We start from the raw sequence: 23,610 nt of genomic DNA, 5'->3' as shown, positions 1-23,610 counted from the left end.
CTCAAAAACTGGCAGAACTCTTGAGGCAAGCCGTGCCGCTGTCAAATCACCAAGCCGCGATTGCGTCGTCAGAACTCCACGCCCGGCTGGCCCTTGATGCCCGAGCGGAACGGATGCTTGATCAGCTCCATCTCGGTCACGAGATCGGCAATCTCGATCAGTTCGTCCTTGGCGTTCCGGCCGGTCAGTACGACGTGCGTCATGTAGGGCTTCTCGGCCTTGAGGAAGGCAATCACCTCGTTGACGTCCAGATAGTCGTAGCGCAGGGCAATGTTGATCTCGTCGAGCAGCACCATGGAATTGCGTTCGTCGCGAATCAGCTCCTTCGCCTTCTCCCAAGCGGCAGCAGCCGCCGCCACGTCGCGGGCGCGGTCCTGCGTTTCCCACGTGAAGCCCTCGCCCATGGTGTGGAATTGGCAGACGTCGGAGAAGTGCTTCTCGATCAGATCGCGCTCGCCGGTCCACATCGCACCCTTGATGAACTGCACGACCGCCGACGGCTTGCCGTGGGCGATGTGGCGGAAGATCATGCCGAAGGCAGCCGAGGATTTGCCTTTGCCTTTGCCGGTATGGACGATGATCAGGCCCTTCTCGTCCGTCTTGGTCGCCATGATCTTGTCGCGCGCGGCCTTCTTCTTCGCCATCTTTTCGGCGTGACGTGCATCGTCCTTTTCGCTGGTCTCTGCTGGTTCTTCGCTCATCATTTTTCCAATCGAATTTTGGCCGTTTCAGTGTGAGGCGTTGACGCAAGGTCGAAGCGCGCCGAGTTGCTGCGCGGGGTCCAGAGATTGCGGTCGATCGCCTCGAGCAGCCGCTCCTTCATTTCCGCAAGCGCCGCCGGGTTCTTCGCCGCCATGAAATCGCGGACCTTGGGATCGGCGACGAAAGCCTGATAGACCGCTTCGAAGTGATGGTTGCCGACAGCACCGGTCGTCGCCGCGAAGGCAAAAAGGTAGTCGACCGTCGCGGCGATCTCGAAGGCACCCTTGTAGCCATGACGCATGGCGCCGTCGATCCATTTCGGATTGACGACGCGCCCGCGCACGACGCGGCCTATCTCTTCTTCGAGCGAGCGAATGACCGGCTTTTCCGGCCGCGAATGATCGTTGTGATAGATCGCCGGGCGACTGGTCCCCAGATGTTCGGCCGCAGCCGCCATGCCCCCTTCGAACTGGTAGTAGTCGTCGCTATCGAGCAGGTCGTGCTCGCGGTTGTCCTGATTCTGCACGACGGCCTGGATCGAGCGCAACCGCTCCTCGAAGATCCCGCGCTCGGCCCGGCCCTCTTCCGCCGCACCATAGGCATAGCTGCCCCAGACGAGATAGGCCTCCGCCAGATCAGCACGCCGCTCCCAGCCCTTCTCGTCGATCAGCGCCTGCAGGCCCGCGCCATAGGCGCCGGGTTTCGAGCCAAAGATACGGTAGCCGGCGCGTTTCAGGGCGGAGGCCTCGTCGAGCCCGGCTGCCGCAAGCCGCGCCACCTCGCCGCGCATGCGGGCGGCGATCGGATTGTCGGCAGCATCCTCGTCCAGCATGCCGACCGCACGGATCGCCTTGTCGAACAATGCGATCTGCTCTGGAAACGCATCGCGGAAAAAGCCGGAGATGCGCAACGTCACGTCGACGCGCGGGCGCCGAAGCAGCGCGGGTGGAATGATCTCGTAGCCGGTGACGCGGCGCGAAGTCATGTCCCAGACCGGTTTGACGCCGATCAGCGCCAGCGCCTGGGCGATGTCGTCGCCGCCGGTGCGCATGTTCGAGGTGCCCCAAGCCGTGAGGCCGAATGAAATCGGCCACTCGCCGTGATCCTGCACATAACGGCGTACCAGCAGCTCGGCCGATTTCTTGCCGAGCTCGTAGGCTGCAGGCGTCGGAACGGCGCGGCTGTCGACGGAGTAGAAGTTCCGGCCGGTCGGCAGCACATCAGGCCGCCCGCGCGTCGGAGCACCGGATGGGCCGGGTTCGACGAAGCTGCCATCGAGGCCGCGCAGGAGACCGTCGATTTCAGCCGTGCCGCAGGCGAGGATCGAGGGTTTCAGGCGGGCTTCGATTTCAGTGAGGACCGATCTGGTTTGGGACCAGAGGGCGGGGCATGGGGTTTCACCGGAGACGAGTTTTGCGGCAAGCAGTTCGATGCGCTCGACGGTGTCGCCGTTGGTGCGCCACGGGGCATCGGAGATGTCGGCGAGAATCGCCGGTTTCGGACCGGACCAAGGGGCGGCCATGTTGCAGTCCAGGGGATCGAAGGAAGACCCCTCCCCAACCCCTCCCCACAAGGGGGAGGGATTTCCCGCGGGCGCCTCGCTGAATCGATCTACCGCAACCTCGGCAACGGAGTTGGATCGAGAGGGCTGCAACGGGTTAAGTCCCTCCCCCTTGTGGGGAGGGGTTGGGGAGGGGTTTCCGAACAAGTCCCTTGCAATCGCCCGCTGCAAACTCTGATCGCCGCCCTCGCCCAGCCCACGCGGCACGCGGGCGAGCGCCACGGTCAGATCGGTCAGCAGGCGGCCCTCCGGCGCGATCCCGAAGATGTGCAATCCGTCGCGGATCTGCATTTCCTTCAGGTCGCAGAGATAGGCATCGAGCTTCCTCAGCGCTTCGTTTTCGCTTTCGCCTTTTGCGATGCCCGCATCCTTGTCCAGGCCGATGTCGGCGACGAGATCGAGGATCTGTTTGCTGAGCAATCTTATGCGCCGCGGATCGCTGCCGGAGGCTTCGTAATATTCGTCGACCAGCGCCTCCAGGTCTTTCAGCGGGCCATAGCTTTCGGCTCGGGTCAGCGGCGGCGTGAGGTGATCGATGATGACGGCGCTCGAGCGGCGCTTGGCCTGCGTGCCCTCGCCCGGATCGTTGACGATGAAGGGGTAGAGATGCGGCAGCGGGCCGAGAATCGCTTCGGGGTAGCATTCCTCGGAAAGCGCCAGCGCCTTGCCGGGCAACCATTCCAGATTGCCGTGCTTGCCCATATGGATCACCGCATCGGTATCGAATTCCTGCCGCAGGAAGGCATAGAAGGCGAGATAGCCATGCGGTGGCACGAGATCCGGCGAATGATAGCTTTCCTTCGGATCGATGTTGTAGCCGCGCGCCGGCTGGATGCCGATGAGCATGTTTCCGAAGCGAGTGAAGGGCAGAGCGAAACTGCCATCCGCGAAATAGGGATCGGCCTCGGGACCACCCCAGCGAGCTTCGATATCTTCTTGAATCTTTTTGGGAAGCGATGCGAAGAACGCCTTGTATCGACTCAAGGAAAGCGTTTCGCGGATCACCTTGCCGTCCCGGCCCGAATTGGTCGGGCCTTCGGAGAGATGACGCATCAGGGCATCGCCATTCGCCGGGAAATCGGCAATCGCGTAGCTCGTATCCCGCAACGCCTTCAGCACCTCGATCGTGCCGGCCGGCGTATCGAGACCGACGCCGTTGCCGAGACGGCCGTCGCGGTTCGGGTAGTTCGCCATCACCAGTGCGATCCGCCGATCTGCAGCTTGTCGGTTTCGCAGGCGCGCCCAGTTGGCCGCAAGTTTGGCCGTGTAGCGCATTCGGCCTTCGTCAGGCTCGCTGGCAACGATATTCGCCTCGACAGCCGCATCATAGCGGGCGGCCGATTTGAAGGAGACCGCACGCGAGAGAACGCGGCCGTCGACCTCGGGAAGTGCGACATTCATGCCGAGGTCGCGGGCGGAAAGACCTTGGGACGAGGAGGCCCATGCCTCTCTTGATGAGGCTGAGAAAATCGCCTGAAGAACGACGGCGCCATTTGATTCCAGCACGGTCGGCGCGCGGTCGGCGCCGGGCGCGGACACGGCAAAGCCGGTGGTGTTGATGACGACATCGGGCTTCGCTTCGGCAAAGACCGTTTCCAGAATGCCAGTGGAGACAGGGTCCTTGAGGCTGTAGGCAAAGACGGGCAGAGGGCGTAGGTTCTCTGCCGCCAGCGCTTCGATCAGCGCTTCGGCGGGTTTCGTCTCGCCGCTCTGGACGAGCGCACGGTAGAAGCTGATGGCGACGGTGGGGGGGTCGCAGGAACTTCCCTTCTCCCCAGCGGGGAGAAGGTGGCCCGAAGAGTCGGATGAGGGGGCAGCGCGGCAATCGCCAACTTCGCCCTCCTGGCCCTGTTCGCTCCTCGCGTCGCTCGCCCCCCTCATCTGCCCTGCCGGGCATCTTCTCCCCGCTGGGGAGAAGAGCGACTCGGAGAGAGCTCGCCACTCCTCCACACTGACAACGCCCCTGCCCGGCCACCAGATGCCCGCCTTCATCAGGGGCGCGGCAGCGGCAGGCTTTTCGGCGCCGCCCGAAAGCATCGCGGCAGCATAGTCCAGCAGACGCCGCGAATTCTCGTCGCCGCCTTCGATCAGATAAGCCCAAAGTGCATTCAGATCATCGAGCGGCACATTCGAGAACGGCGTCAGCCCGGCATCCGGCTTGGAATCCCCCGGCAGCACGGCAATCATCGCGCCGTGGCGTGCCGCCGCAGCGTGCAGTGCTTCCAGCGCGTAGTGGAAGTAGCTCGCCCCGCCGAGCGCACGGACGATGATCAGCTTCGCACGCCGCGCGGTCCGCTCGATATAGGCATCGACGGACATCGGGTGCTTGAGGCTCATCAAACTGGCGAGCCGAAGCGTGAAGGGTTTCCCTCCGCTCTGGCCGTGCGCAGCGGCGATTGCCGCAAGTTCGGTATCCGCCGCCGAAAGGAACAGGATATCGCCGGGCGACTGGCCAAGGTCGATCGCCTCGTCGCCGTCGCTGATCGTTCCTTTCTGGGCTAGAAGGAGGTGCATGGCCGAGCCTTAAACGAGCGCCTCAATGGCCTTGCGGACAACAGCCTGATCCATCTCGTGCAGGCCAATGACGACGAGGCGCGTGCCGCGCGTTTCGCCATTTGCCCATGCACGGTCGAAATACTGGTCGATGCGGCTGCCGACAGCCTGGATCTGCAGGCGCATCGGCTTTCCAGCCACGTCGGCAAAGCCCTTCAGGCGCAGAACGTCGTGTTCCGCAATCACCGCCTTCAGCTTTTCGACGAAGCCTGCCGGATCGGCGATCGCGCCAAGCTCGACGACGAAGCTGTCGAACTCGTCGTGGTCGTGCGGCGCGCCATCCTCATGCTCCAGCTCGTGATGGGACTTGCGGTTGGCGATATCCGCCTCCGTGCCAATGCCGAGGCCGAGCAGCACGCCTGCCGGAACCTCGCCGTTCCTCGCCTCGATCATGACAGGCTTGCGGGCAATGCGGGAGGTTACCTCCTGGCGCACGCGGCCGAGGCCGGCGGTATCGAGGAGATCCGTCTTGTTCAGAACGATCAGATCCGCGCAGGTCAGCTGGTCCTCGAAGAGTTCTTCGATCGGGCTTTCGTGGTCGAGCGACGCATCCTCGGCGCGCAGCGCATCGACGGCGTCGTGATCGTCGGCGAAACGGCCCGCCGCCACAGCTGCGCTGTCGACCACGGTGATGACGCCATCGACCGTCACTTCGCTGCGGATATACGGCCAGTTGAAGGCGGCGACGAGCGGCTGCGGCAAGGCAAGGCCGGAGGTCTCGATGACGATGTGGTCCGGGCGCTGCTCGCGCTCCAGAAGCTTCGTCATGGTCGGGATGAAATCGTCGGCGACGGTGCAGCAGATGCAGCCGTTGGTGAGCTCGATGATGTCGTCTTCCGTGCAGTTTTCCGCCCCGCAGCCCTTCAGCACGTCGCCATCGACGCCGAGATCGCCGAACTCGTTGATGATCAGTGCGATCTTCTTGCCGCCCGTGTTGGAAAGAAGATTGCGGATCATCGTCGTCTTGCCCGCGCCGAGGAAGCCGGTGATGACCGTTGCGGGAATTTTCTGCTGGTTCATAGGACTCAACCCTTCATTTTCAGCGGCAGACCCGCCGCGATAAAATACACTTCCGCGGCTTCCGCCGCGATCATCTGGTGCAGCCTTCCGGCGTGGTCACGGAAATCCCGCGCCATGTGGTTTTCCGGCACGATGCCGAGGCCGACTTCATTGGAAACGAGGACGAGGCGCGCCCTGGCTTTCGGCAGCCAGCCGGCAAGCGCGGTAAATTCCGCCGCCATGTCGCGCTCTTCCATCATCAGATTGGTAACCCAGAGTGTCAGGCAGTCGACGAGGATCGCCCGGCCCTCGCCGTCGATCGCGGAAAGACATGCGACGAGCTCAAGAGGCTCCTCATGCGTCGCCCAGAGCGGGCCCCGGTCTGCCTTGTGCTTATCGATGCGCTCACGCATCTCGTCATCCCAGGCACGGCCGGTCGCGACGTAATGGCGCTCCAAGCGGCTGTCGGTGACAAGCTGCTCGGCGAAACGGGATTTGCCGGAACGCGCACCGCCGAGAACGAAGGCGGTGCCGGTGATGGATCCACTCATGGGAAGCACGGTCCGATCTGGAGCGGACTGCGACGGACAGCAAAAACGTTCGCGGCATGCGAACGCAGAACTTCTCTTTCAGCCATGCAAACCTCCGTGCTGGCGGTGGGGAACAATACCCCAGGGTGGGCTTCTCGCCCGGCACGCATGGCAGGTCTCCTGGCTCGCGGGTCTCGGCCGCGACCGGAGCGACCATTGAGGTCGCCCTGATCGTGCCAGCGGATCTCCCTCGCCTTCCCGGCTGCATTTCGTGAAAAGGCGGACGATTCGTAGAAATAGAGGCGTCCTGCCCCGGCTGATCACGATGCATTTCCAGTGGCTTTTCCGGCGCCCTTGCCGCCTCACCCATTCCGCGACATGCGAAACAGCCATGAATTGGCCCAAACACCGGACGGAAGACCCTGACCGCTCTACAGTCGCGGGGTCGGCTGTGATGAGAACGCCCTGTTTGGGTCCGCCCCTTCACATTCCCTTTTCATCCGGATCGACGCATGTCGATCCGAAACCATCCGTTATGATAATGCATGGTTAGGCGCCCACCCCTGCCATGTCAATCAGCCGGAGGCGGACAAGGCGTTCATCTCGACTTACACTACCAACATTGTCGTTTTTAATCAGAGACTTACGTCATAAAAACTTTACTGCTGCGCCGGTATTCTGCCGCAATTGGCAAGCATGCGGAGGCCGCCCGCCGGCCTTGACCGCCACTCCTGCCGCCTAGTTGTCCTATGATGCTCTCCAGAATGCATATCCGCCGCCTCGGCCCTCTCACCATCTTTTTTGATATCGGCCGATTGCGGGCGCTCGCCCGACGCAGCGAGATGGGCATGGTCTTTGCCGGCGCGCTCGTCGGTGTCGCATCGGGGCTTGCGGTCACCGCCATGAGACTCGTCTCCGAGGAAATGCACAGGCTGATCTTCGGCATCGACGTCACGACCCGGCTCAGTGCCTCTCAGATCGACAATAAGCTCCTGCTGCTTACAGCTCCCGTCGCCGGCGGCGTCTTGCTCGGTCTCCTCATCTTCATTCTCGCCAGATGGCGCAAGAAGCCGATGGTCGACCCGATCGAGGCCAATGCGTTGCATGGCGGCCGCCTGTCACTGACCGACAGTATCCTCGTCAGCATCCAGAACCTCGTCTCCAATGGCTTCGGCGCGTCAGTGGGGCTCGAGGCCGGCTATACGCAGCTTGCCGCCGGTATCGCCTCGAAATTTGGGCTGAAACTGCAGCTTCGTCGTGCGGATCAGCGCACACTCGTCGGCTGCGGCGCGGCGGGCGCAATCGCTGCCGCCTTCAACGCTCCCCTAGCCGGCGCCTTCTATGCTTTCGAGCTGATCATCGGCACCTATTCGATCGTGTCGCTGACACCGGTCGTCGTTGCCGCGCTGGTCTCAACGCTGGTCGCACGGCTCCTCGCCGGCAGCGATTTCGTTATCGACATCGGCAGCTTCGGCACGGTCGCGCCGGCGGATTACGTGCCTGCCGTGCTGCTCGGCGCCTTCTGCGCCGGCGTCGGCATCCTGGTGATGCAGGGCGTCTCCTTCGTTGAGGAACTGGCACGCAAGAGCTCAATCGCTCCGCCCTTCCGACCAGCGCTCGGCGGCATCGTCGTCGGCCTGCTGGCGCTGGTCTCGCCGCAGGTGCTTGCGGCAGGTCATGGCGCGCTGCATCTGAACCTCGCCCGCGAGGTGACGATTCCCGCGCTCGTCAGTCTCTTCCTGCTGAAATCTTTCGCCTCCGCGATCTCGATCGGCTCGGGCTTCAGGGGCGGCCTGTTCTTCGCCTCGCTCTTCATGGGCGCCCTGCTGGGCAAGCTCTTCGCCTATTCCGCACCCTACTTCGCGGACGCGACACTGACGCCGGTCGTTTACGCCGTGGTCGGCATGAGCTCGCTTGCCGTCGCCATCATCGGCGGGCCGCTGACGACGACCTTCCTGGCGCTGGAGATCACCGGCGACTTTCCCATCACCGCGCTGGTGCTGGCGGCGGTCATCACCTCTTCGCTCGTCGTCAGAAGCACTTTCGGCTACTCCTTCGCCACATGGCGCTTCCACCTTCGTGGAGAGAGCATCCGCAGCGCTCACGATGTCGGCTGGATCCGCAACCTGACCGTCGACAAGCTGATGCGCGCCGACGTGAAAACGGCGAAGACCGGCTTGACGCTGGAGGAGTTCAAGCGAGCCTTTCCGATCGGCTCGACGCAGCGAGTCATCCTTATTGACGACTCCGACAAATATGCCGGCATCGTGCTTGTTCCTGACATCTACGCGAGCCTGGTCGATACCGACGACGAGGGCAAGGGCCTCCAGGATTTCATCCGCTACCGGAACGACTTCCTGCAGCCGCAGATGAATGCAAAGCAGGCCGCCGCGATCTTCGACAAGACCGAGAGCGAAGCGCTCGCCGTCGTCAACAACCTCATCGAGCGCAAGGTGGTCGGCCAGCTCAGCGAAAGCCATACCCTGCGTCGCTATAGCGAAGAACTGGACCGCCGCCGCCGGGATGTCTCCGGCGAAATCTAAATCCTGGGCTAACCGAGAAGCCCGGCCAGCCAGGCCTTGTCGAGATGCGTCTCAAGGTCGGCGGCGACCTCGTCCAGCGCCTGATCGACGCTTTGCCGATAGCCCTGCCGCTGACCGGAGAGCCCGAAACTCTCCAGAAGCTTGCTGCGATAGGCGTCGCTGCCGAAAAGCCCGTGAAGATAGGTTCCCATCACTCGCCCATCGGTAGAAACGGCGCCGTCCGGAACCCCATCGATGAGAGCCGACGGCCTTGCGCAATCCGGTCCAGTCGTTAGACCGAGATGGATTTGGTAGCCGGCAAGCGGAACCTCATATTCAGCCGAAACCGCCAGGCTGTTTCGCACGGTCTTTTCCGGCGCCATTTCCGTCTCGACATCGAGCAATCCGAGGCCCGCGGTCTCTGCACTTGCCCCTTCGATGCCAAGCGGGTCATGAACCATGCGGCCCAGCATCTGATATCCGCCGCAGATGCCGATGACGCGGCCACCGCGCCGCACGTGCGCCTCCAGATCGCGATCCCAGCCAGCCACGCGCAGGTCGGCAAGATCGGCGATCGTCGATTTCGAGCCGGGCAGGATCACCAGCGCTGCATCGGCCGGCAGGCGCTCGCCCGGCTTGACAAAAACGAGCTCGACGTCGGGCTCCGCGCGAAGCGGATCAAGATCGTCGAAGTTGGCAATGCGCGGCAGAACCGGCACGGCGATCTTCAAGGCGCCGGACGCACCCCCGGCAAGGCGTTCGAGCACGACGGAATCTTCCGCCGGCAAGCGCCCCGCCGCCTTCAGCCACGGCACGACACCAAAACATGGCCATCCCGTGAAGCGATTGATTGCGGCAATCCCCTCATCGAAAAGGGAAACATCGCCGCGGAACTTATTGATGATATAGCCGGAAATCATCGCCCGGTCGGCGTCCTCAAGGATCGCGTGCGTGCCGGCAAGCGAGGCAATGACGCCGCCGCGGTCGATATCGCCGACAAGCACGACGGGGACATTGGCCCGGGTCGCAAACCCCATATTGGCGATATCGCCCGGACGCAGGTTGATTTCCGCCGGCGAGCCAGCGCCCTCGACGATCACCAGATCGGCACCCTCGGAAACGATCTCGAAGCTCTGCAGAACATATTCCAGAAGCTGCGGCTTGAGCCTCTGGTAATCGCGGCCCCTAGCCTGGCCCCAGACTTTGCCCTGCACGACGATCTGGCTGCCGTTTTCCGACTGCGGCTTCAAGAGCACCGGATTCATATGCACCGACGACGGCGTGCGCGCGGCAAGCGACTGCAGCCACTGCGCCCGCCCGATCTCTCCCCCGTCATCGGCAACGGCGGCATTGTTCGACATGTTCTGAGGCTTGAAAGGCTTGACCTTGAGCCCGCGATTGGCGGCTAGCCGGCAAAGCCCGGCAACAAGTACCGTCTTGCCGACATCCGAGCCGGTTCCCTGGAGCATAATGGCCTTGGTCATACGGCGAGGCCTACAACGCGTCGCTGGCTGTGGTCAATCACCTGCCTGAAACACGAAAACCGCGCGGCCTGGCAGCGCGCGCGGTTTGCCGAAACTCTGGCGTATTCGCCAATACGCGGCGAAACTCGATTCTCCGGGACGCATTACCTAATCCGGAGAAAAACAGCGGTTGTCCCCCGCCGTTGCCCAACTGATACAGTGACATTCTTACCGGAATGTTATTGAGGACTTAAACAACGATTAATTTCGGCTTTTTTTGAAATTTTACTGATTTTTCCGCTGCCTATTCCATAGCTGGCAGACAACTCTGACTGGCCCGGGTTTACGCAACGGAAGACGATGCATCTTAGTGAAGGCTGAGCAGTTACTTAGCTGAAAGTCTTGATCCGCGCTGGATTTTCGGTATCGCGTCCAGTTCGGGGCCTGGAACAAGCAAAATCGACCGGGCGCAGCGTTCACCGAACAGAGAGATTTTGCGGCTAACATTGCAACCTAAAAGCTGCACGCCAGCAGAAAATGGGAACAGCCGAATGAAAGTCATGCGGGCCTTGCTTTTCCTCGCCGTATGTCTGCTTGATGGCGCTCGCGCCGCACAGGCGGATTGCGGCAATGTCTCGATTGCGGAGATGAAGTGGAAGTCGGCAGCCATCGCTGCCAATTTCGACAAATTCATTCTCGAAAACGGCTACGGCTGCAATGTGACGCTCGTGCCGGGCGGTACGATGCCCACCTTCGCTTCAATGGACCAGAAGGGTGAACCCGACATTGCCCCCGAGCTTTGGATCGGTTCCATCAAGACTGGATTCGATAAAGCGATAAAGAACGGACAGCTGATCGAAACCTCGAAGATCCTGTCGAATGGGGGGATCGGAGGCTGGTGGATCCCGAAATTCATTGCCGATGCGAATCCCGATATCCGTTCGGTGCAGGATGCCCTGAAGCGGCCGGACCTCTTCCCTGCGCCTGGAGCCAGCTCCAAGGGAGCCGTTCACAACTGCCCTCCAGGTTGGAGTTGCAGGATTTCGACGGCCAACCTTTTCAAGGCTCTCGATGCGGGCAAGGCGGGCTTCGAGCTGATCGACAGCAAAAATCCGGATGACCTGGACGATTCGATTGCCAACGCCTTCAAGACCAAGACCGGCTGGCTGGGCTATTATTGGGCGCCGACGGCGATCCTCGGACAATACGACATGATGCAACTCAGCATGAGTGTTGCCCACGACAGCGCGGAATGGCGGGCTTGCACGTCGGTCGAGGGATGCGCCCATCCGCAAGTCAACGCTTACCCCGTTTCTGAAGCCGTCACCGTCGTCACCAGGGCCTTTGCCGACCGAGCCGGTCCGGCACTCGGCTATTTGCGCGCCCGCACCTGGGACAACGCCACCATAAACGACGTTCTGGCCTGGCAGGATGAAAATCATGAGAGCAATGAGGGTGCCGCACTCTACTTCCTGCGCAACTACTCCGAACTCTGGGTACCATGGGTGCCGGCCGACGTCGCGGAAAAGGTGAAAGCGGCTCTTTAAGCGAAATGTCCGCGATTCCAGCCTCGCGAATGCTTTGGTGCGTAGCTACCGCAACTACTCAGCACTAAAGCTGCCGTGCATGCGGCGCCTTGTTATGGATACCCGATGACGCCAGCCGCTTCCTTCCCTGATCGCGAAATTGTCGCCAGCAAATTTGCGGGGGCCGCCGAAGCGGATAAATCGTATCTCTCGCTGCTCATGGAGAATGTGGCGCAAGATGATAATCTCATCGAGGGTTTGCACCGCTATCTGGATCTGGCGGCTGCTGCGCCGTTTCTCAATTCGCTGAAACTGGAAAAAACCGGACTATGGATCGGCGAAGCCGCCCCGGGACGGCTTCAGATCCGTCTGATGGAAGCGGCCAAGTCCAGCCAGCACCCGGCTTATCTTGCCTTCCGAGCCGGCTTGGTGCGGTCGGGCGGCCTCGAGCGGGCCTACCCAACCGCGGCAATCTGAAAAAGCTTAGCGGCTAGCGGCGCGGTTCACCGACCTTCCGGCATCCTGCGTTGCATTGACGACGTTTGCCGTATCGCGGCCCACGCCGCGGATGGTGTTGCCGCAGGAGGAAAGCGCCAGAAGCAGCATGAGCGCAGCGCCGATCTTGACTGTCATCGTCATCTTGAGAACCTCTCTAGAAACCAGAAATCGCGTGCTCGAATCGGTTAGCCGCTTAGAGCATAAACGCGACGAGATGCATAAGGTTCATCGGCGTTCGGTTCAAGCGGCGACAGCCTTTGCCTTTTCCGCAAAAGCGAAGCGGATGCTCTCGGCTACGGCTGCCATAGGACCCGAAAGCTGCGAGGCGGTGAGCAGCCGGATATCGAATGACCCGAGTTCGGGCAGCCCCTCCTGCGCACCAAGAATGACCATATCGCCGCTGACATAGGATCGCGGCAGCGGTGCGATCGCAAGATCGGAGAGCACGGCGGCGCGCTGCGCCATCGTGTGCCCGCTCAGGTAGGCGACGCGGTATGGCCGCTTGTTGCGTTCCAGCTGCGCCAACGCCTCCTGCCGCCAGATGCAGCCATCCTCCCAGATCGAGATCGGCAGAGGGTCGCGCCGGTGCGCCGTGCCGCACTTGGCACCCGCCCAGACGAGGCGCTCGCGGAATACGATCTCGCCGCCGGTCGGGAACGGCCGTGTGGCGCAATTGATGAGCGCCAGATCCAGCCTTTGCTCCTCCATACGCTTCTTGAGACCGAGACTCATATCAACTGTGACATCGACCATGATGCCGGGATAGGTTTCGGCAAAGCTCTTCAGAATGTTCGGCAGCAGCCGCTCGCCGATATCCTCCGGCGCCCCGAGCCGTACGACGCCGCTGAGTTCCGGCATGATGAAGCGGGAAACAGCTTCGTTGGAGAGCGCCAGGATGTTGCGGGCGTAGGTCAGCAGCAGCTCGCCGTGCTGGGTCAAAGTCACCGAACGCGCATCACGCATGAAAAGCGTGGCGCCGAGCTGCTCCTCGAGCTTCTTGATCTGCATGGAAACTGCCGAGGGCGTGCGGAACACGGCTTCGGCAGCGGTCGAAAAATTGCCTGTTTCCGCAATGGCGACAAAGGTTCTGAGGACGTCATTGTCGAGCAGCGGTATCGGCCTGCGAAAGGGAATGCTCATCGTCCCATCTTTCAATTTTTCTGATTTTAAACACAATATCATTTCGTTTGTCTGAAAGTCAACGCGTACTTATATTAGCATCATGGCTGATAGAAAAAGGAGGCCACGATGACCGGGACCGCACATGAAATTCTGGACATCTTCCTCGCGTTCAGGACGAAGCAGATCCAGCGCGCCGCTTGGCAAAATACCATGCGCCAGATGGCGGGATTGCCCGAGCATCTGGTGGCTGATGTGGACCCCTATGCAGCTGCGGCGACCGAACGCGACCTGATCTCCAGATCCTTCAACAAACTTGATGGTATCAATAAAATCTATTCGTTTGAATGATGGATCATCAGGGACCACATTAGACACCGAGCGCTAAGCCGCTTGAGAAAGGAAACGACAATGACCACGATCCACTATCGGGACGGCCACAGCTTCAGCGACACGCACTTCGATGTCGCAGGCCTTGTCCGCAGACTGGTGCATTCCTGGCACCAATGGCAGACGGCACGGGAAATCGAATCCATGCCCTTCGACATCCGCAAGGATATCGGCTGGCCATCTGCAGACGAAGCCGATGAACAGCGCAAGGTAATGTAATGAATGCGACATACTTCCCCGTTTGAGGCGGCGCTCTGCCCTGCGGCAGCGCCGCCTTCATCGTTTCAGAGCACCTTGGATTTGGTCTTAATTTTCAGAAGCCTATATTTTTGGAGCCACCTCGTCGCCCTCGGCATTGGCCTCTTGAGCGCGGCTTGAATTGCGCACGTCGCAAATTAGCTCTTCGTGGCCGCATTTATCCATGCGAATGTCGTTTTTGAGACATCGGGGCGACGCATTTCGCGCAACGAATAGACAGTCGCCCTCCAGTATGGATTTTGCTCATGAACAAGATGCTGACTAAGAAACGCTCTCTCGTCTTCTTCATGGTTCCCCAGTTCACCATGCTGCCCTTTTCGGCGGCGATCGACACCTTGCGCATCGCCAACCGGATGCTGGGCTACCAAGCTTACACGTGGCGGCTCACTTCGGTCGATGGGAACAAGGTCTATTCCTCATGCGGCATCGGGGTCGAGGCAAACACCTCCCTTGCCGAAGAACGGCGTCATCTCGGTGGTGAGAACCGGCCAAACATGGTGCTCGTCTGTTCGGGCATCGACGTAGAGGAGTTCAACAACAAGTCCGTCAATGCGTGGCTACGCGAATCCTACAATCGCGGTGTCGCGGTCGGCAGTCTCTGTACGGGCGCGCATGTGCTAGCTCAGGCCGGACTCCTGAACGGCAAGCGCTGCGCGATTCACTGGGAGAACCTGCCGGGCTTCTCCGAAGCCTTTCCGCAGGCGGAGGTCTATGCCGATCTCTATGAGGTGGACAGCAATCTTTACACCTGCGCCGGCGGCACGGCCTCGCTCGACATGATGCTGAACCTGATCGGCCAGGATTTCGGCGAAAGCCTCGTCAACCGCGTCTGCGAACAGCACCTGACCGACCGGGTCCGCAGCCCGCACGACCGCCAGCGCCTGCCGCTTCGCGCGCGCCTTGGCGTCCAGAATTCCAAGGTTCTTTCGATCATCGAATTGATGGAAGGCAATCTTGCAGAGCCCCTGTCGCTGCTCGAGATCGCCGACGGCGCCGGGCTGTCCCGCCGTCAGATCGAGCGCCTCTTCCGCCAGGAAATGGGCCGCTCTCCCGCCCGCTACTATCTGGAGATCCGCCTCGATCGCGCCCGTCACCTGCTGGTGCAGTCTTCGATGCCGGTTGTCGAAGTTGCCGTCGCCTGCGGCTTCGTCTCCGCATCGCATTTCTCGAAGTGTTACCGCGAACTCTACCATCGCTCACCGCAACAGGAGCGCGCCGAGCGCAAGCTTACGATGGCAACGGCCCGTGAGGCGATCGCAGCGTGACGAAGACGGCGGCGCGCTATTGCGCCGCTTCTTCCGTCATCTTGGCATCTGAAAACACCTGATTGCGGCCCTTGTGCTTGGCCATATAGAGAAACTGGTCGGCGGCGTTCAGATAGTTGTCGAAGGTTTCGTAGCCGGATACTTCAGCGACGCCGATCGACACGGTAACCGATAGCTCCTCATCGTCGGCCGTTACCTTCAGCCGCGAAATATCCGAGCGGATCTCATCGCAAAGCTTCGTTGCGGAGGTGGAATCCATCAGCGGAAAAAGGATCGAGAACTCCTCGCCGCCGAGGCGCGAGAGCAGGTTGTCGCTGCCTTCGAACATCGCCGCGAGGCGATTGGCGACCGCCTTCAGCACCTTGTCGCCGATCTCGTGCCCATATGTGTCGTTCAGCCGCTTGAAATGATCGATGTCGAGGATGGCAACGGAACTAGGGGACTTCTGTCTCAGGCACTCGTTCACAATCTTCGGGCCGTGGTCGAAGAAATAGCGGCGATTATAAAGACCGGTGAGATAATCGCATGCCGCCGCCGCCCGCAGCTGCTTCATCTGCGCCAGCGTTTCGACGTTGTTGGCAATGCGCCATTGAAGCTCCTCGGCCACGAACGGCCTGTAGACGAAATCGCTTGCCCCGGCCTTCAGAAAGCTCGCAGACAGCATCCGGTCGGTGGAGGACGAGATACCCACGACCCGCATATTCTCGGAACCGAAGCGATGGCGGATGCGGCGTGTCAGCTCGTAGCCCGTCATATCCGGCATATGGTGATCCGTCACCACGATCTCGATGTCGCCGTAAGTCTCAAGTGCAGCCAAGGCCTCCAGCCCAGAGGTCGCCTCGACGACTATGTATTGCTGCGCCTTCAGAAGATCGACGAGAACCTGGCGCGCAGAGGTGACGTCATCGACAACGAGAACGCGCGTCTTCCGGTTCAGCATCGCACGGCGGACGGCCGCGACCAGATTGTCGAGGGCAAATTCATTGTCCTTGAGGACGTAATCGATGACGTTCCGCTGCATCACCCGGTTGCGGATGGCAACATCGAAGGTTGCGGTGAAAACGATCGCGGGAATATTATGCTCGACCGTGCAGTCGAGCGCCTCGCCATAGGGAGAATCCGGCAAATTCAGGTCGACGACCGCCATTGTATAGCCGTGACCATCCTGCGACAGGGCGTCCTGCAGTGCTTTCAACGAAGAGCATGGTTTGACGTGGAGGCCGAGTTCCGTCTGGAATCGGTGACAGAGCACAGCGGAAAACATCCGGGAATCTTCAACCAGAAGTATTGTCTGGCTGCCGAAGCGCGGGCCTGAGCCATCCCGATTGAAATCCGCTGGAAACGCCATACAGCCCGCCTATGTGCCGAAACGCAGTGAAAGCCCGAATCGGCCTTCATTGCAGTGGCATGGACGATAACCGAGAGGCCACGAAGATTGAAGCGCCGGAACGGCAGCAAAGAAACCTAAAATTGCAAGAATTCGTGAGTGAACAACGGGCGCGTTCTGATTCATCCAGAGTTCCTACTCGTATCGCGCTCTATTTTCGCGTCACGCAACCGTCCGCTCCTTCCTCATCGTCTGGATCTGCAGCAGCGTGTCGAGGTTCTGGTTGACTCGGCAATAGAACTCCTCGTCGATAAAGGGCCGCAGCATGAAATCGTTGCCGCCTGCTTTCAGAAACCGCGCCGAAAGCAGCCGGTTGGACGAGGAAGAAACGCCGATGATGCGCAGCCGATGCGAGCCGATCGTGGCGCGGATGCGCCGCGTCAGCTCGAAGCCGTCGATGTCGGGCATATTGTAGTCGGTGACCATCAGCCCGATATCCGGATTGGTCTTCAGGATATCAAGCGCCTTGGCACCACTCTCGGCGACACTGACGCGGAAGTTGTAGCGCTTCAGGCGGCTGGAAAGGAGCGCCCGAGCCGTTGCGCTGTCGTCGACGATCAGAACGTGGTGGCGCTTGTTGGTGAGAAAACGGCAGATCGATTCCGCCAGCAGATCGACGGCGAAGACATTGTCCTTGAGGATGTAGTCGACGATTTCCTTCGCGATCAACTCGTCGCGCAGGCCCTCATGGAATGTACCGGTGAAGACGATCGTCGGAATACTGAGATCGACCAGGTACTCCAGCGCTTCGCCTTTTTCAGCGCCGGGCAGATTGATGTTCGAGATCGCCAGCGTGATCGGCTCGATAGACTTGTCGTAGGCGAGTTGCAGATCCTCGAAACTGCGGCAGATCTCAACGTCGATGTCGAAAAGCTCTTTCAGCCGCTTGCTGATCATCGACGTAAAGACATTGGAATCCTCGGCCAGAAGAATACGCGCCCCGGCAAACATCTCGCCGGAATACTGCATTCCCGAAATGCCTAAAAAAGACATAAGAAACCTTTTGATTGAAAACTTCTATTCCCCTGAAAATCGATACCTCAACTCGTTTGAACAATTGTTAACTGCCGTATTGTTGGCCACAAGAAAAAGGCGGCCCATCGGGACCGCCTTCGATTTCTCGACTTATGCTTAAGAGATTATGCGCGAAGCGCTGCATTCTCCGCGTCGAACGGGCTTTCTCCAACGACCGTGGCATTATACATCGTGCCGAGGATCTTGATCTTCAGCCTGGTGCCGTCCTTGGCATAGTCCGGCCGCAGCATGGCAAGCGCCAGCGAGCGGTTGATGCGGAAGCCGAAAGTGCCGTTCGTCGCGCGGCCGACAAGCTCGCCGGCCTCATTGTAGATGGCTTCGGAGCCACGGGCGTCGACGTCGTTGCCAGCCTCGACAACCAGCGTCGCAAAGTTCCACTTGAGGCCCTTTTCCTTGTAGGCAAGCAAAGCCTCGCGGCCGAGGAATTCCTTCTCCGGCTTGATGAAGCGGTCGAGCGCCGATTCATAGGCATTGTACTCGATCGACATTTCGCGCGGGATCAGGCGATAGGACTTCTCGACCGACATCGAGAGCATGGCGCGAATACCGAAGGGCTTGATGCCGTACTCGGCACCGGCTTCCATCAGCTTGTCGAAAATGTAGTTCTGCATTTCGATCGGGTGGTGGAGTTCCCAGCCGAGTTCGCCGACGAAGTTGACGCGGAGCGCATGCGCCGTTGCGGCGCCGACGGAGATCTCCTTGCCTGTGAGCCAGGGGAAATCCTTGTTCTCCAGGCTTGCGCGCGTGAGCTTCTTGAGAACGTCGCGGGACTTCGGACCGGCGAGCACGAGCACGCCGAGACGCTGGGTGATCGGCTGCAGGCGAACCGAACCATCGGCCGGTGCGAGCTTGCGCAGATAGTCGTGGTCATGCGCTTCGTAGGCACCTGCGGACACGAGATAAAAGCGGCCCGGCGCCCACTCATAGACCGTGAATTCAGCCCGCACACCGCCCCGCACCGTCAGCATATGGCAGAGTGCGATACGGCCGCGCTTCTTCGGAATGGCGTTGGCGAAAATCGATTCCAGCCAGGCGCGCGCGCTGGGACCGGAGACTTCCATCTTCGCGAAGGCCGACATGTCAAGAACGCCGACATTTCTGTGAACGTTCATGACCTCGTTGCCGACATGCTCGAAATAGTTCGAGCGGCGGAACGACCATTTTTCGAGGATGCGGCCATCTTCGGTTGGCGTGGAGTGGTTATGGTTGGTGAGAACATCGGCGCCGACGCCGATCTGGTCCTTCGGAAGGTCGTAGCCTTCGGGCGCAAACCAGTTCGCGCGTTCCCAGCCATAGACGGAGCCGAATACGGCGCCCATCTCTTTCAGGCGGTCATAGACTGGCGTCGTCTTCAGCGGACGGGCGGCGGCCCGCTCTTCGTCCGGATAGTGCATGGTGAAGACGTTGGCGTAAGCTTCCTCGTTCTTGGCGATCAGGTAGCCTTCAGTCGCATAAGGACCGAATCGGCGCGGATCGACGCCCATCATGTCGACGGTCGGTTCGCCATCGACGATCCATTCGGCAAGCTGCCAGCCCGCACCACCGGCGGCGGTGATGCCGAAGGAGTGCCCTTCGTTGAGCCAGAAGTTCTTGAGGCCCGGCGCCGGACCGACGATCGGGTTGCCGTCCGGAGTATAGGCGATCGCGCCGTTATAAACCTTCTTGATGCCGACTTCGCCGAAGGCCGGAACGCGGGCGATGGCGGCCTCGATGTGCGGCATCAGGCGATCGAGATCTTCCTGGAAAAGCTCGTATTCGCTCTCGTCCGACGGGCCATTGACATAGCACACCGGCGCGCCGTGTTCATAAGGGCCGAGGATGAGGCCGCCGTTTTCCTCGCGCATGTACCAGGCGCTGTCAGATTCGCGCAGCACGCCCATCTCCGGCAGGCCCTTGGCCTTACGCGCGAGGATCTCAGGATGCGGTTCGGTAACGATGTACTGATGCTCGACCGGAATGACCGGGATGTTGATGCCGACCATCTCGCCCGTCTTGCGGGCAAAGTTGCCCGTACAGCTGATGATGTGCTCGGCGGTGATCTCGCCCTTGTCCGTCGTCACCTTCCAGATCCCATCCGGCTGCTGCTCGATGGCCGTGACCGTCGTGTTGCGGTAGATGGTGGCGCCACGGTCGCGGGCGCCCTTGGCGAGCGCCTGCGTCAGGTCGGCCGGCTGGATGTAGCCATCGTCGGGATGCTGGATCGCGCCGAGCAGGCCGTCGGTCTCGCAGAGCGGCCAGACCTCCTTGACCTCTTCGGGCGTCAGGATCTTGACGTTGACGCCGATCGTCTCGGCGATGCCGGCATAGTACATGTACTCGTCCCAGCGGTCTTTGGTGCGAGCCAGACGGATGTTGGAGACTTGGCTGAAACCGACATTCATGCCGGTCTCTTCCTGCAGTTCCTGGTAGAAGCGAACCGAGTATTTGTGGATCTGGCCGACCGAATAGCTCATGTTGAAGAGCGGCAGAAGTCCCGCGGCATGCCAGGTCGAGCCGGAGGTCAGCTCCTTGCGCTCAATCAGGACGGCATCGTCCCAGCCCTTCCTTGCAAGGTGATAGAGCGTCGAAACGCCGACGACGCCGCCGCCGATGACCACTGCCCGCGCATGTGTCTTCATGGAGAAATTACCCTCTGTTCAACTGAGCATCCGGAAGGGCCGGACGAAAATCACTATTCGGGACTATGCAGTGAGGCACGGTTCCCCAAACGCCTGTTTACGACATGCGAAAAGCTTGCCGCGACGACATGCGAATAGACAAGCGCCAAATATGATTTCGGCGAAATTTCGGGACGCGCGGGTTCGGCGAGCGCCTATTTTATGACGGCAGTGCCTTTGACGATATCAACCGTCTCGCCGCCAGTAAGACCGATGCGGTCACCGTCTGGCGTCATCATGAAGCAGCCTGTGCTGCAAAGCATTTCGGAAGCACCGGCATCGACCACCACCTCCACGCGGTTGCCGCCTTCGGTGATGACAAGGACGACCGGTGCCGGATTGGTGTTGGTGATTGTCGCCGAATGAGCGCCTCCGGCGGCGAGAAGTGAAAGAAGCAGTGCAACGGCAAACCTTGCCATTCAATGCGGCGCAGCGAGCGCCCTCCCCTGGTGTATCTCGGCGCTGCTGCCCCCAGCAGCGAAATCCCGATTACCCAGGCTTTATAAGCACAAGCCTCTGAATGATCCCTGAATAAAGCGACTAGCTTTTGAGAGAGCGATCGGCGGTCTTGCCCCGCAACTGGCGCACCGCTCCGTCGTCCCTTTCGCCTTCGTCCTCCTGCCCGTCGTCCGCGATCATTAAGGAGGGCTCCTTTGCCGAAACCGGCGCGTTGTCACGGTGAAAAACGACATCGCTCTGCGGCAACGGGATCTCGATCCCTTCTTCCTTGAAGCGTTTGAGGATGGCGATGCGCAGGTTGTTTCTCACCTTCAGGCCCTCACCCATATCCGCCAGCATAAAGCGCAGTTCGAAATCCAACGAGTAGGTGCCGAAACGCAGGAACTCGACATGCGGCTCCGGATTACGCAGCACGAAAGGAGCCTCATTGACCAGTTCGAGCAGAATATCCATGACCTTCTGCGGATCGGCATCATAGCTGACGAAAACCGGGATCTCCGAACGTCCGATCTTGTTGCGATGCGTCCAGTTTCCGACCGCAGCGTTGATGAGTTCGGAATTTGGCACGATGATCGACTGCTTCCGGAAAGTCTCGATCTCCGTGGCACGTACGGAAATCCGCGTCACGATGCCTTCCGCCGCTCCCGACACGACGTGGTCGCCGACCTTGAAAGGCCGCTCCACGAGAAGGATCAGACCCGACACGAAATTCGAGACGATGTTCTGCAAGCCGAAACCGATACCGACCGAGAGGGCGGAAGCGACAAGTGCAAGGTTCGACAGGTCGATCCCTGCCGCTGAAACGCCGATGATCGACGCGAGAGCGATGCCGAGATAACCGATGCCGGTCTTTACGGAGTTGCGCACGCCGATATCGACATGGCTTCGCGCCATGACGTTGCTGTCGAGCCAGCGCTGAATCCAGCGGGTCACGAGATAGCCGCCGGCAAAGAGCAGGATGCCGGTAAAGATGCCCAGCAGGGAAATGCTGATGCCGCCAAGGCGGACCTCGGTGAGAAGCCGGTAGGCGATCAGCTCAAGATCCTGGATATGGAAACCCCAGAGCAGCAGGGTCAGCGGAATGCCGGTCAGGAGTGCGACGCCATAGATTGCGAAGCCAACTGCGAGGCCGACCTGGTCGATCGCAACCGGCCCCATGTTGAAGCGGGTTCTCAGAAAGCGGCCGACGAAGGTGTCGCCGAAACTCTCCTGCCTGGAAATCGCCTTGCCCAAGAGCAGGCCGATATACGTGGTCACCACGATGGCGCCGGTGATGATGAGCTGCGTCGCCACAAAGCGCGCAAGGCCGACATAGCCTGTCAATGCCGTCACGATAAGACCGAAGCCGAGAAGGCGGAGGATGATCGCCATCCCACGCGGCCAGTGCCGGCCGGGCGCATCGGGGTCGCCGCTGCGCGCCAGCATGGGCCGGCCGAAGGAGGCCGCAATCAGGATCAGACCAATGATCAAGGCGGCGATCAGGCTCCTGACGACAGTCAGAACCAGCGGTGAGCCCATGGCCTCGCTGATGGAGCTGAAGAAATAGTCGAGGGCGTTGACGATCGCCATTGCCAGCAGGCATGCGCCGATCGATTGCGCACCGCGGTTCGATAGCCGCACCAGCCGCCAGTGTGGTTCGCGTGGCGCAAAGATTGCATTGCTAAATCGGGCAACGAAATAGATAAGTCCGATCGCCGCGAAAAGAGCCGCGACAACCGGCGCGATGTCCGGCCTCAACACATTGAAACCGTTGAGGAAAAAATAGGATGTGACCAGCACCGCGGCAAGCGCGAATGTCCGGATCAGCGTTGACCAGAAGGCAACGGAGAGCCGACTGATATAGGAGGGATTCTCGACACCCTCATCCCGCGTCAAATAGCGGCCGAACATGCGGTAACCGCCTGAAAGCATGATCAGGCCCGTTCCGAGCGACATAAAGATTGCCGCAAACAGCGCGAAGCGTTTGAACTTCCAGGCGAAACTAAGCCAGCTCGAAAGCGCCTGCTGGAATTCGCTGACCTCCTTGACAAACGCCGTGCCGGCATCGCCATAAACAGAAGCCGAAACCTCGGTGCGTCTCAGCAATGTCGCGGCAAAGAGACGGCGGCGGGTTTCAGCCACTTCGTTCATCAGCTTGTTGACGCCAAGCGAGAGGTTTTCAGCGTCGCCGGTCACGGCGTTGATCTGCGAACGTTCGGCCATCAGGGCGTTCCGCTCGTCGGTCACGATCTTCGCTTCCGGCGGCTGCCCGTCCTTCGGCGGATCGCCGATCTCGGCAAGACGATTCGTGATCTGCTCGAGGCGCGGCCGGAGAGTGACCGAGCTCGCGAGAATATTGCGCCCCAATTCGTCCACTTGCGCGGACAGCCCGACGAGCGCATCGTCGTCGGTGGCGTTCTGCTTCACGCTCTCCTGCAGGGAGGCGAGCTTCGACTTGGCCTTTTCAATATCCTTGACGGCTTGATCGAGCGGTGAATCGACAACCGGGGCTGGCGCCTGCTGTGCCTGAGCCTGCGCTTGCGGCTGCTCCTGAACTTGCGGCTGTTCCTGCGCAGCGGCGGAGCCGCCAGGCAGACCACCAGCAGACAGCGCAAAAATCAGGTAAAGAAATGACAGGAGCAGAATGAGTTTCGGCCGCAAAATGTCCCCGCTAGGATTCTCTTCGTGATGAGGCCGTGTTTTATAG

18 protein-coding genes and 1 riboswitch are annotated in these 23,610 nt (G+C 60.6%); of the genes, 6 read left to right on the top strand and 12 right to left on the bottom strand.

Annotated features, from left to right (window positions below; all coding sequences use genetic code 11):
- Positions 1–68: 68 nt before the first annotated feature.
- The 4 genes from cobO to cobU are packed head-to-tail and all read right to left on the bottom strand — an operon-like array spanning position 69 to position 6,366.
- Positions 69–701 carry a cob(I)yrinic acid a,c-diamide adenosyltransferase gene (gene cobO, locus ACPYOI_RS12795; protein WP_481418646.1) on the bottom strand — a complete coding sequence of 211 codons (633 nt, stop codon included), beginning with the start codon at positions 699–701 and terminating at the stop codon, positions 69–71.
- Positions 701–4,777: a cobaltochelatase subunit CobN gene (cobN, locus tag ACPYOI_RS12790; protein WP_481422918.1), complete on the bottom strand. Its 4,077-nt coding sequence runs from the start codon at positions 4,775–4,777 to the stop codon at positions 701–703. Before cobN ends, cobO begins: the two co-directional genes overlap by 1 nt.
- 9 nt (positions 4,778–4,786) lie before the next feature.
- Positions 4,787–5,836, bottom strand: coding sequence for a cobalamin biosynthesis protein CobW (gene cobW / locus ACPYOI_RS12785; protein ID WP_481422917.1), 1,050 nt, complete (start codon positions 5,834–5,836; stop codon positions 4,787–4,789).
- 5 nt (positions 5,837–5,841) lie between these two features.
- Positions 5,842–6,366 (bottom strand): bifunctional adenosylcobinamide kinase/adenosylcobinamide-phosphate guanylyltransferase, encoded by a 525-nt coding sequence (gene cobU / locus ACPYOI_RS12780; protein WP_481419161.1) that lies wholly within the window; start codon positions 6,364–6,366, stop codon positions 5,842–5,844.
- Between the two features lie 132 nt (positions 6,367–6,498).
- Positions 6,499–6,891, bottom strand: a riboswitch (cobalamin riboswitch).
- Between the two features lie 206 nt (positions 6,892–7,097).
- Between cobU and ACPYOI_RS12775 the strand changes: the two genes are divergently transcribed.
- A complete protein-coding gene (locus ACPYOI_RS12775) occupies positions 7,098–8,888 on the top strand; it encodes a chloride channel protein (protein WP_481419160.1) in 1,791 nt (596 codons plus the stop codon).
- An 8-nt stretch (positions 8,889–8,896) separates the two neighbouring features.
- On the opposite strand, the gene ACPYOI_RS12770 is transcribed toward ACPYOI_RS12775, so the two are convergent.
- Positions 8,897–10,351 (bottom strand): cobyric acid synthase, encoded by a 1,455-nt coding sequence (locus ACPYOI_RS12770; RefSeq protein WP_481419159.1) that lies wholly within the window; start codon positions 10,349–10,351, stop codon positions 8,897–8,899.
- Between the two features lie 539 nt (positions 10,352–10,890).
- Between ACPYOI_RS12770 and ACPYOI_RS12765 the strand changes: the two genes are divergently transcribed.
- The gene (locus ACPYOI_RS12765) at positions 10,891–11,877 is read left to right on the top strand and encodes a glycine betaine ABC transporter substrate-binding protein (protein ID WP_481419165.1); all 987 of its coding nucleotides are present in this window, start codon (positions 10,891–10,893) and stop codon (positions 11,875–11,877) included.
- A 105-nt stretch (positions 11,878–11,982) separates the two neighbouring features.
- Complete coding sequence (locus tag ACPYOI_RS12760; RefSeq protein WP_481419158.1) at positions 11,983–12,333, top strand: hypothetical protein; 351 nt, start codon at positions 11,983–11,985, stop codon at positions 12,331–12,333.
- Between the two features lie 6 nt (positions 12,334–12,339).
- Here the strand turns inward: ACPYOI_RS12760 and ACPYOI_RS12755 are convergent, their stop codons facing one another.
- Both ACPYOI_RS12755 and ACPYOI_RS12750 read right to left on the bottom strand, forming a co-directional pair.
- Positions 12,340–12,495: an entericidin domain-containing protein gene (locus tag ACPYOI_RS12755; RefSeq protein WP_168830937.1), complete on the bottom strand. Its 156-nt coding sequence runs from the start codon at positions 12,493–12,495 to the stop codon at positions 12,340–12,342.
- A 99-nt stretch (positions 12,496–12,594) separates the two neighbouring features.
- Positions 12,595–13,536: a LysR family transcriptional regulator gene (locus ACPYOI_RS12750; protein WP_205927203.1), complete on the bottom strand. Its 942-nt coding sequence runs from the start codon at positions 13,534–13,536 to the stop codon at positions 12,595–12,597.
- Between the two features lie 66 nt (positions 13,537–13,602).
- Here ACPYOI_RS12750 and ACPYOI_RS12745 point away from each other — a divergent pair, with 66 nt between their 5' ends.
- The 3 genes from ACPYOI_RS12745 to ACPYOI_RS12735 all read left to right on the top strand — a co-directional run bounded on the left by ACPYOI_RS12745 (position 13,603) and on the right by ACPYOI_RS12735 (position 15,386).
- Positions 13,603–13,824: a hypothetical protein gene (locus ACPYOI_RS12745; protein WP_481419157.1), complete on the top strand. Its 222-nt coding sequence runs from the start codon at positions 13,603–13,605 to the stop codon at positions 13,822–13,824.
- A gap of 60 nt (positions 13,825–13,884) precedes the next feature.
- Complete coding sequence (locus tag ACPYOI_RS12740) at positions 13,885–14,082, top strand: hypothetical protein (protein ID WP_481419156.1); 198 nt, start codon at positions 13,885–13,887, stop codon at positions 14,080–14,082.
- A gap of 284 nt (positions 14,083–14,366) precedes the next feature.
- Positions 14,367–15,386, top strand: coding sequence for a GlxA family transcriptional regulator (locus ACPYOI_RS12735; protein ID WP_481419155.1), 1,020 nt, complete (start codon positions 14,367–14,369; stop codon positions 15,384–15,386).
- 16 nt (positions 15,387–15,402) lie between these two features.
- Here the strand turns inward: ACPYOI_RS12735 and ACPYOI_RS12730 are convergent, their stop codons facing one another.
- The 5 genes from ACPYOI_RS12730 to ACPYOI_RS12710 form a co-directional block, all read right to left on the bottom strand.
- Positions 15,403–16,734 carry a diguanylate cyclase gene (locus ACPYOI_RS12730; protein ID WP_481419154.1) on the bottom strand — a complete coding sequence of 444 codons (1,332 nt, stop codon included), beginning with the start codon at positions 16,732–16,734 and terminating at the stop codon, positions 15,403–15,405.
- Positions 16,735–16,935: 201 nt separating this feature from the next.
- A complete protein-coding gene (locus ACPYOI_RS12725) occupies positions 16,936–17,766 on the bottom strand; it encodes a response regulator (protein ID WP_481419153.1) in 831 nt (276 codons plus the stop codon).
- 146 nt (positions 17,767–17,912) lie between these two features.
- Positions 17,913–20,426, bottom strand: coding sequence for a GcvT family protein (locus ACPYOI_RS12720; protein WP_481419152.1), 2,514 nt, complete (start codon positions 20,424–20,426; stop codon positions 17,913–17,915).
- A gap of 194 nt (positions 20,427–20,620) precedes the next feature.
- Entirely contained in the window at positions 20,621–20,884 is a 264-nt protein-coding gene (locus ACPYOI_RS12715) for a hypothetical protein (RefSeq protein WP_481419151.1), read from the bottom strand.
- 121 nt (positions 20,885–21,005) lie between these two features.
- On the bottom strand, positions 21,006–23,564 hold the full coding sequence (locus ACPYOI_RS12710) for a mechanosensitive ion channel domain-containing protein (protein WP_481422916.1): 2,559 nt from the start codon (positions 23,562–23,564) through the stop codon (positions 21,006–21,008).
- Between the last annotated feature and the right edge of the window lie 46 nt (positions 23,565–23,610).

This window comes from Rhizobium sp. SVR5-2C, assembly GCF_056755115.1.
Note: the sequence above shows the minus strand (reverse complement) of the source record. Positions and strands in the feature narration are given on the sequence as shown.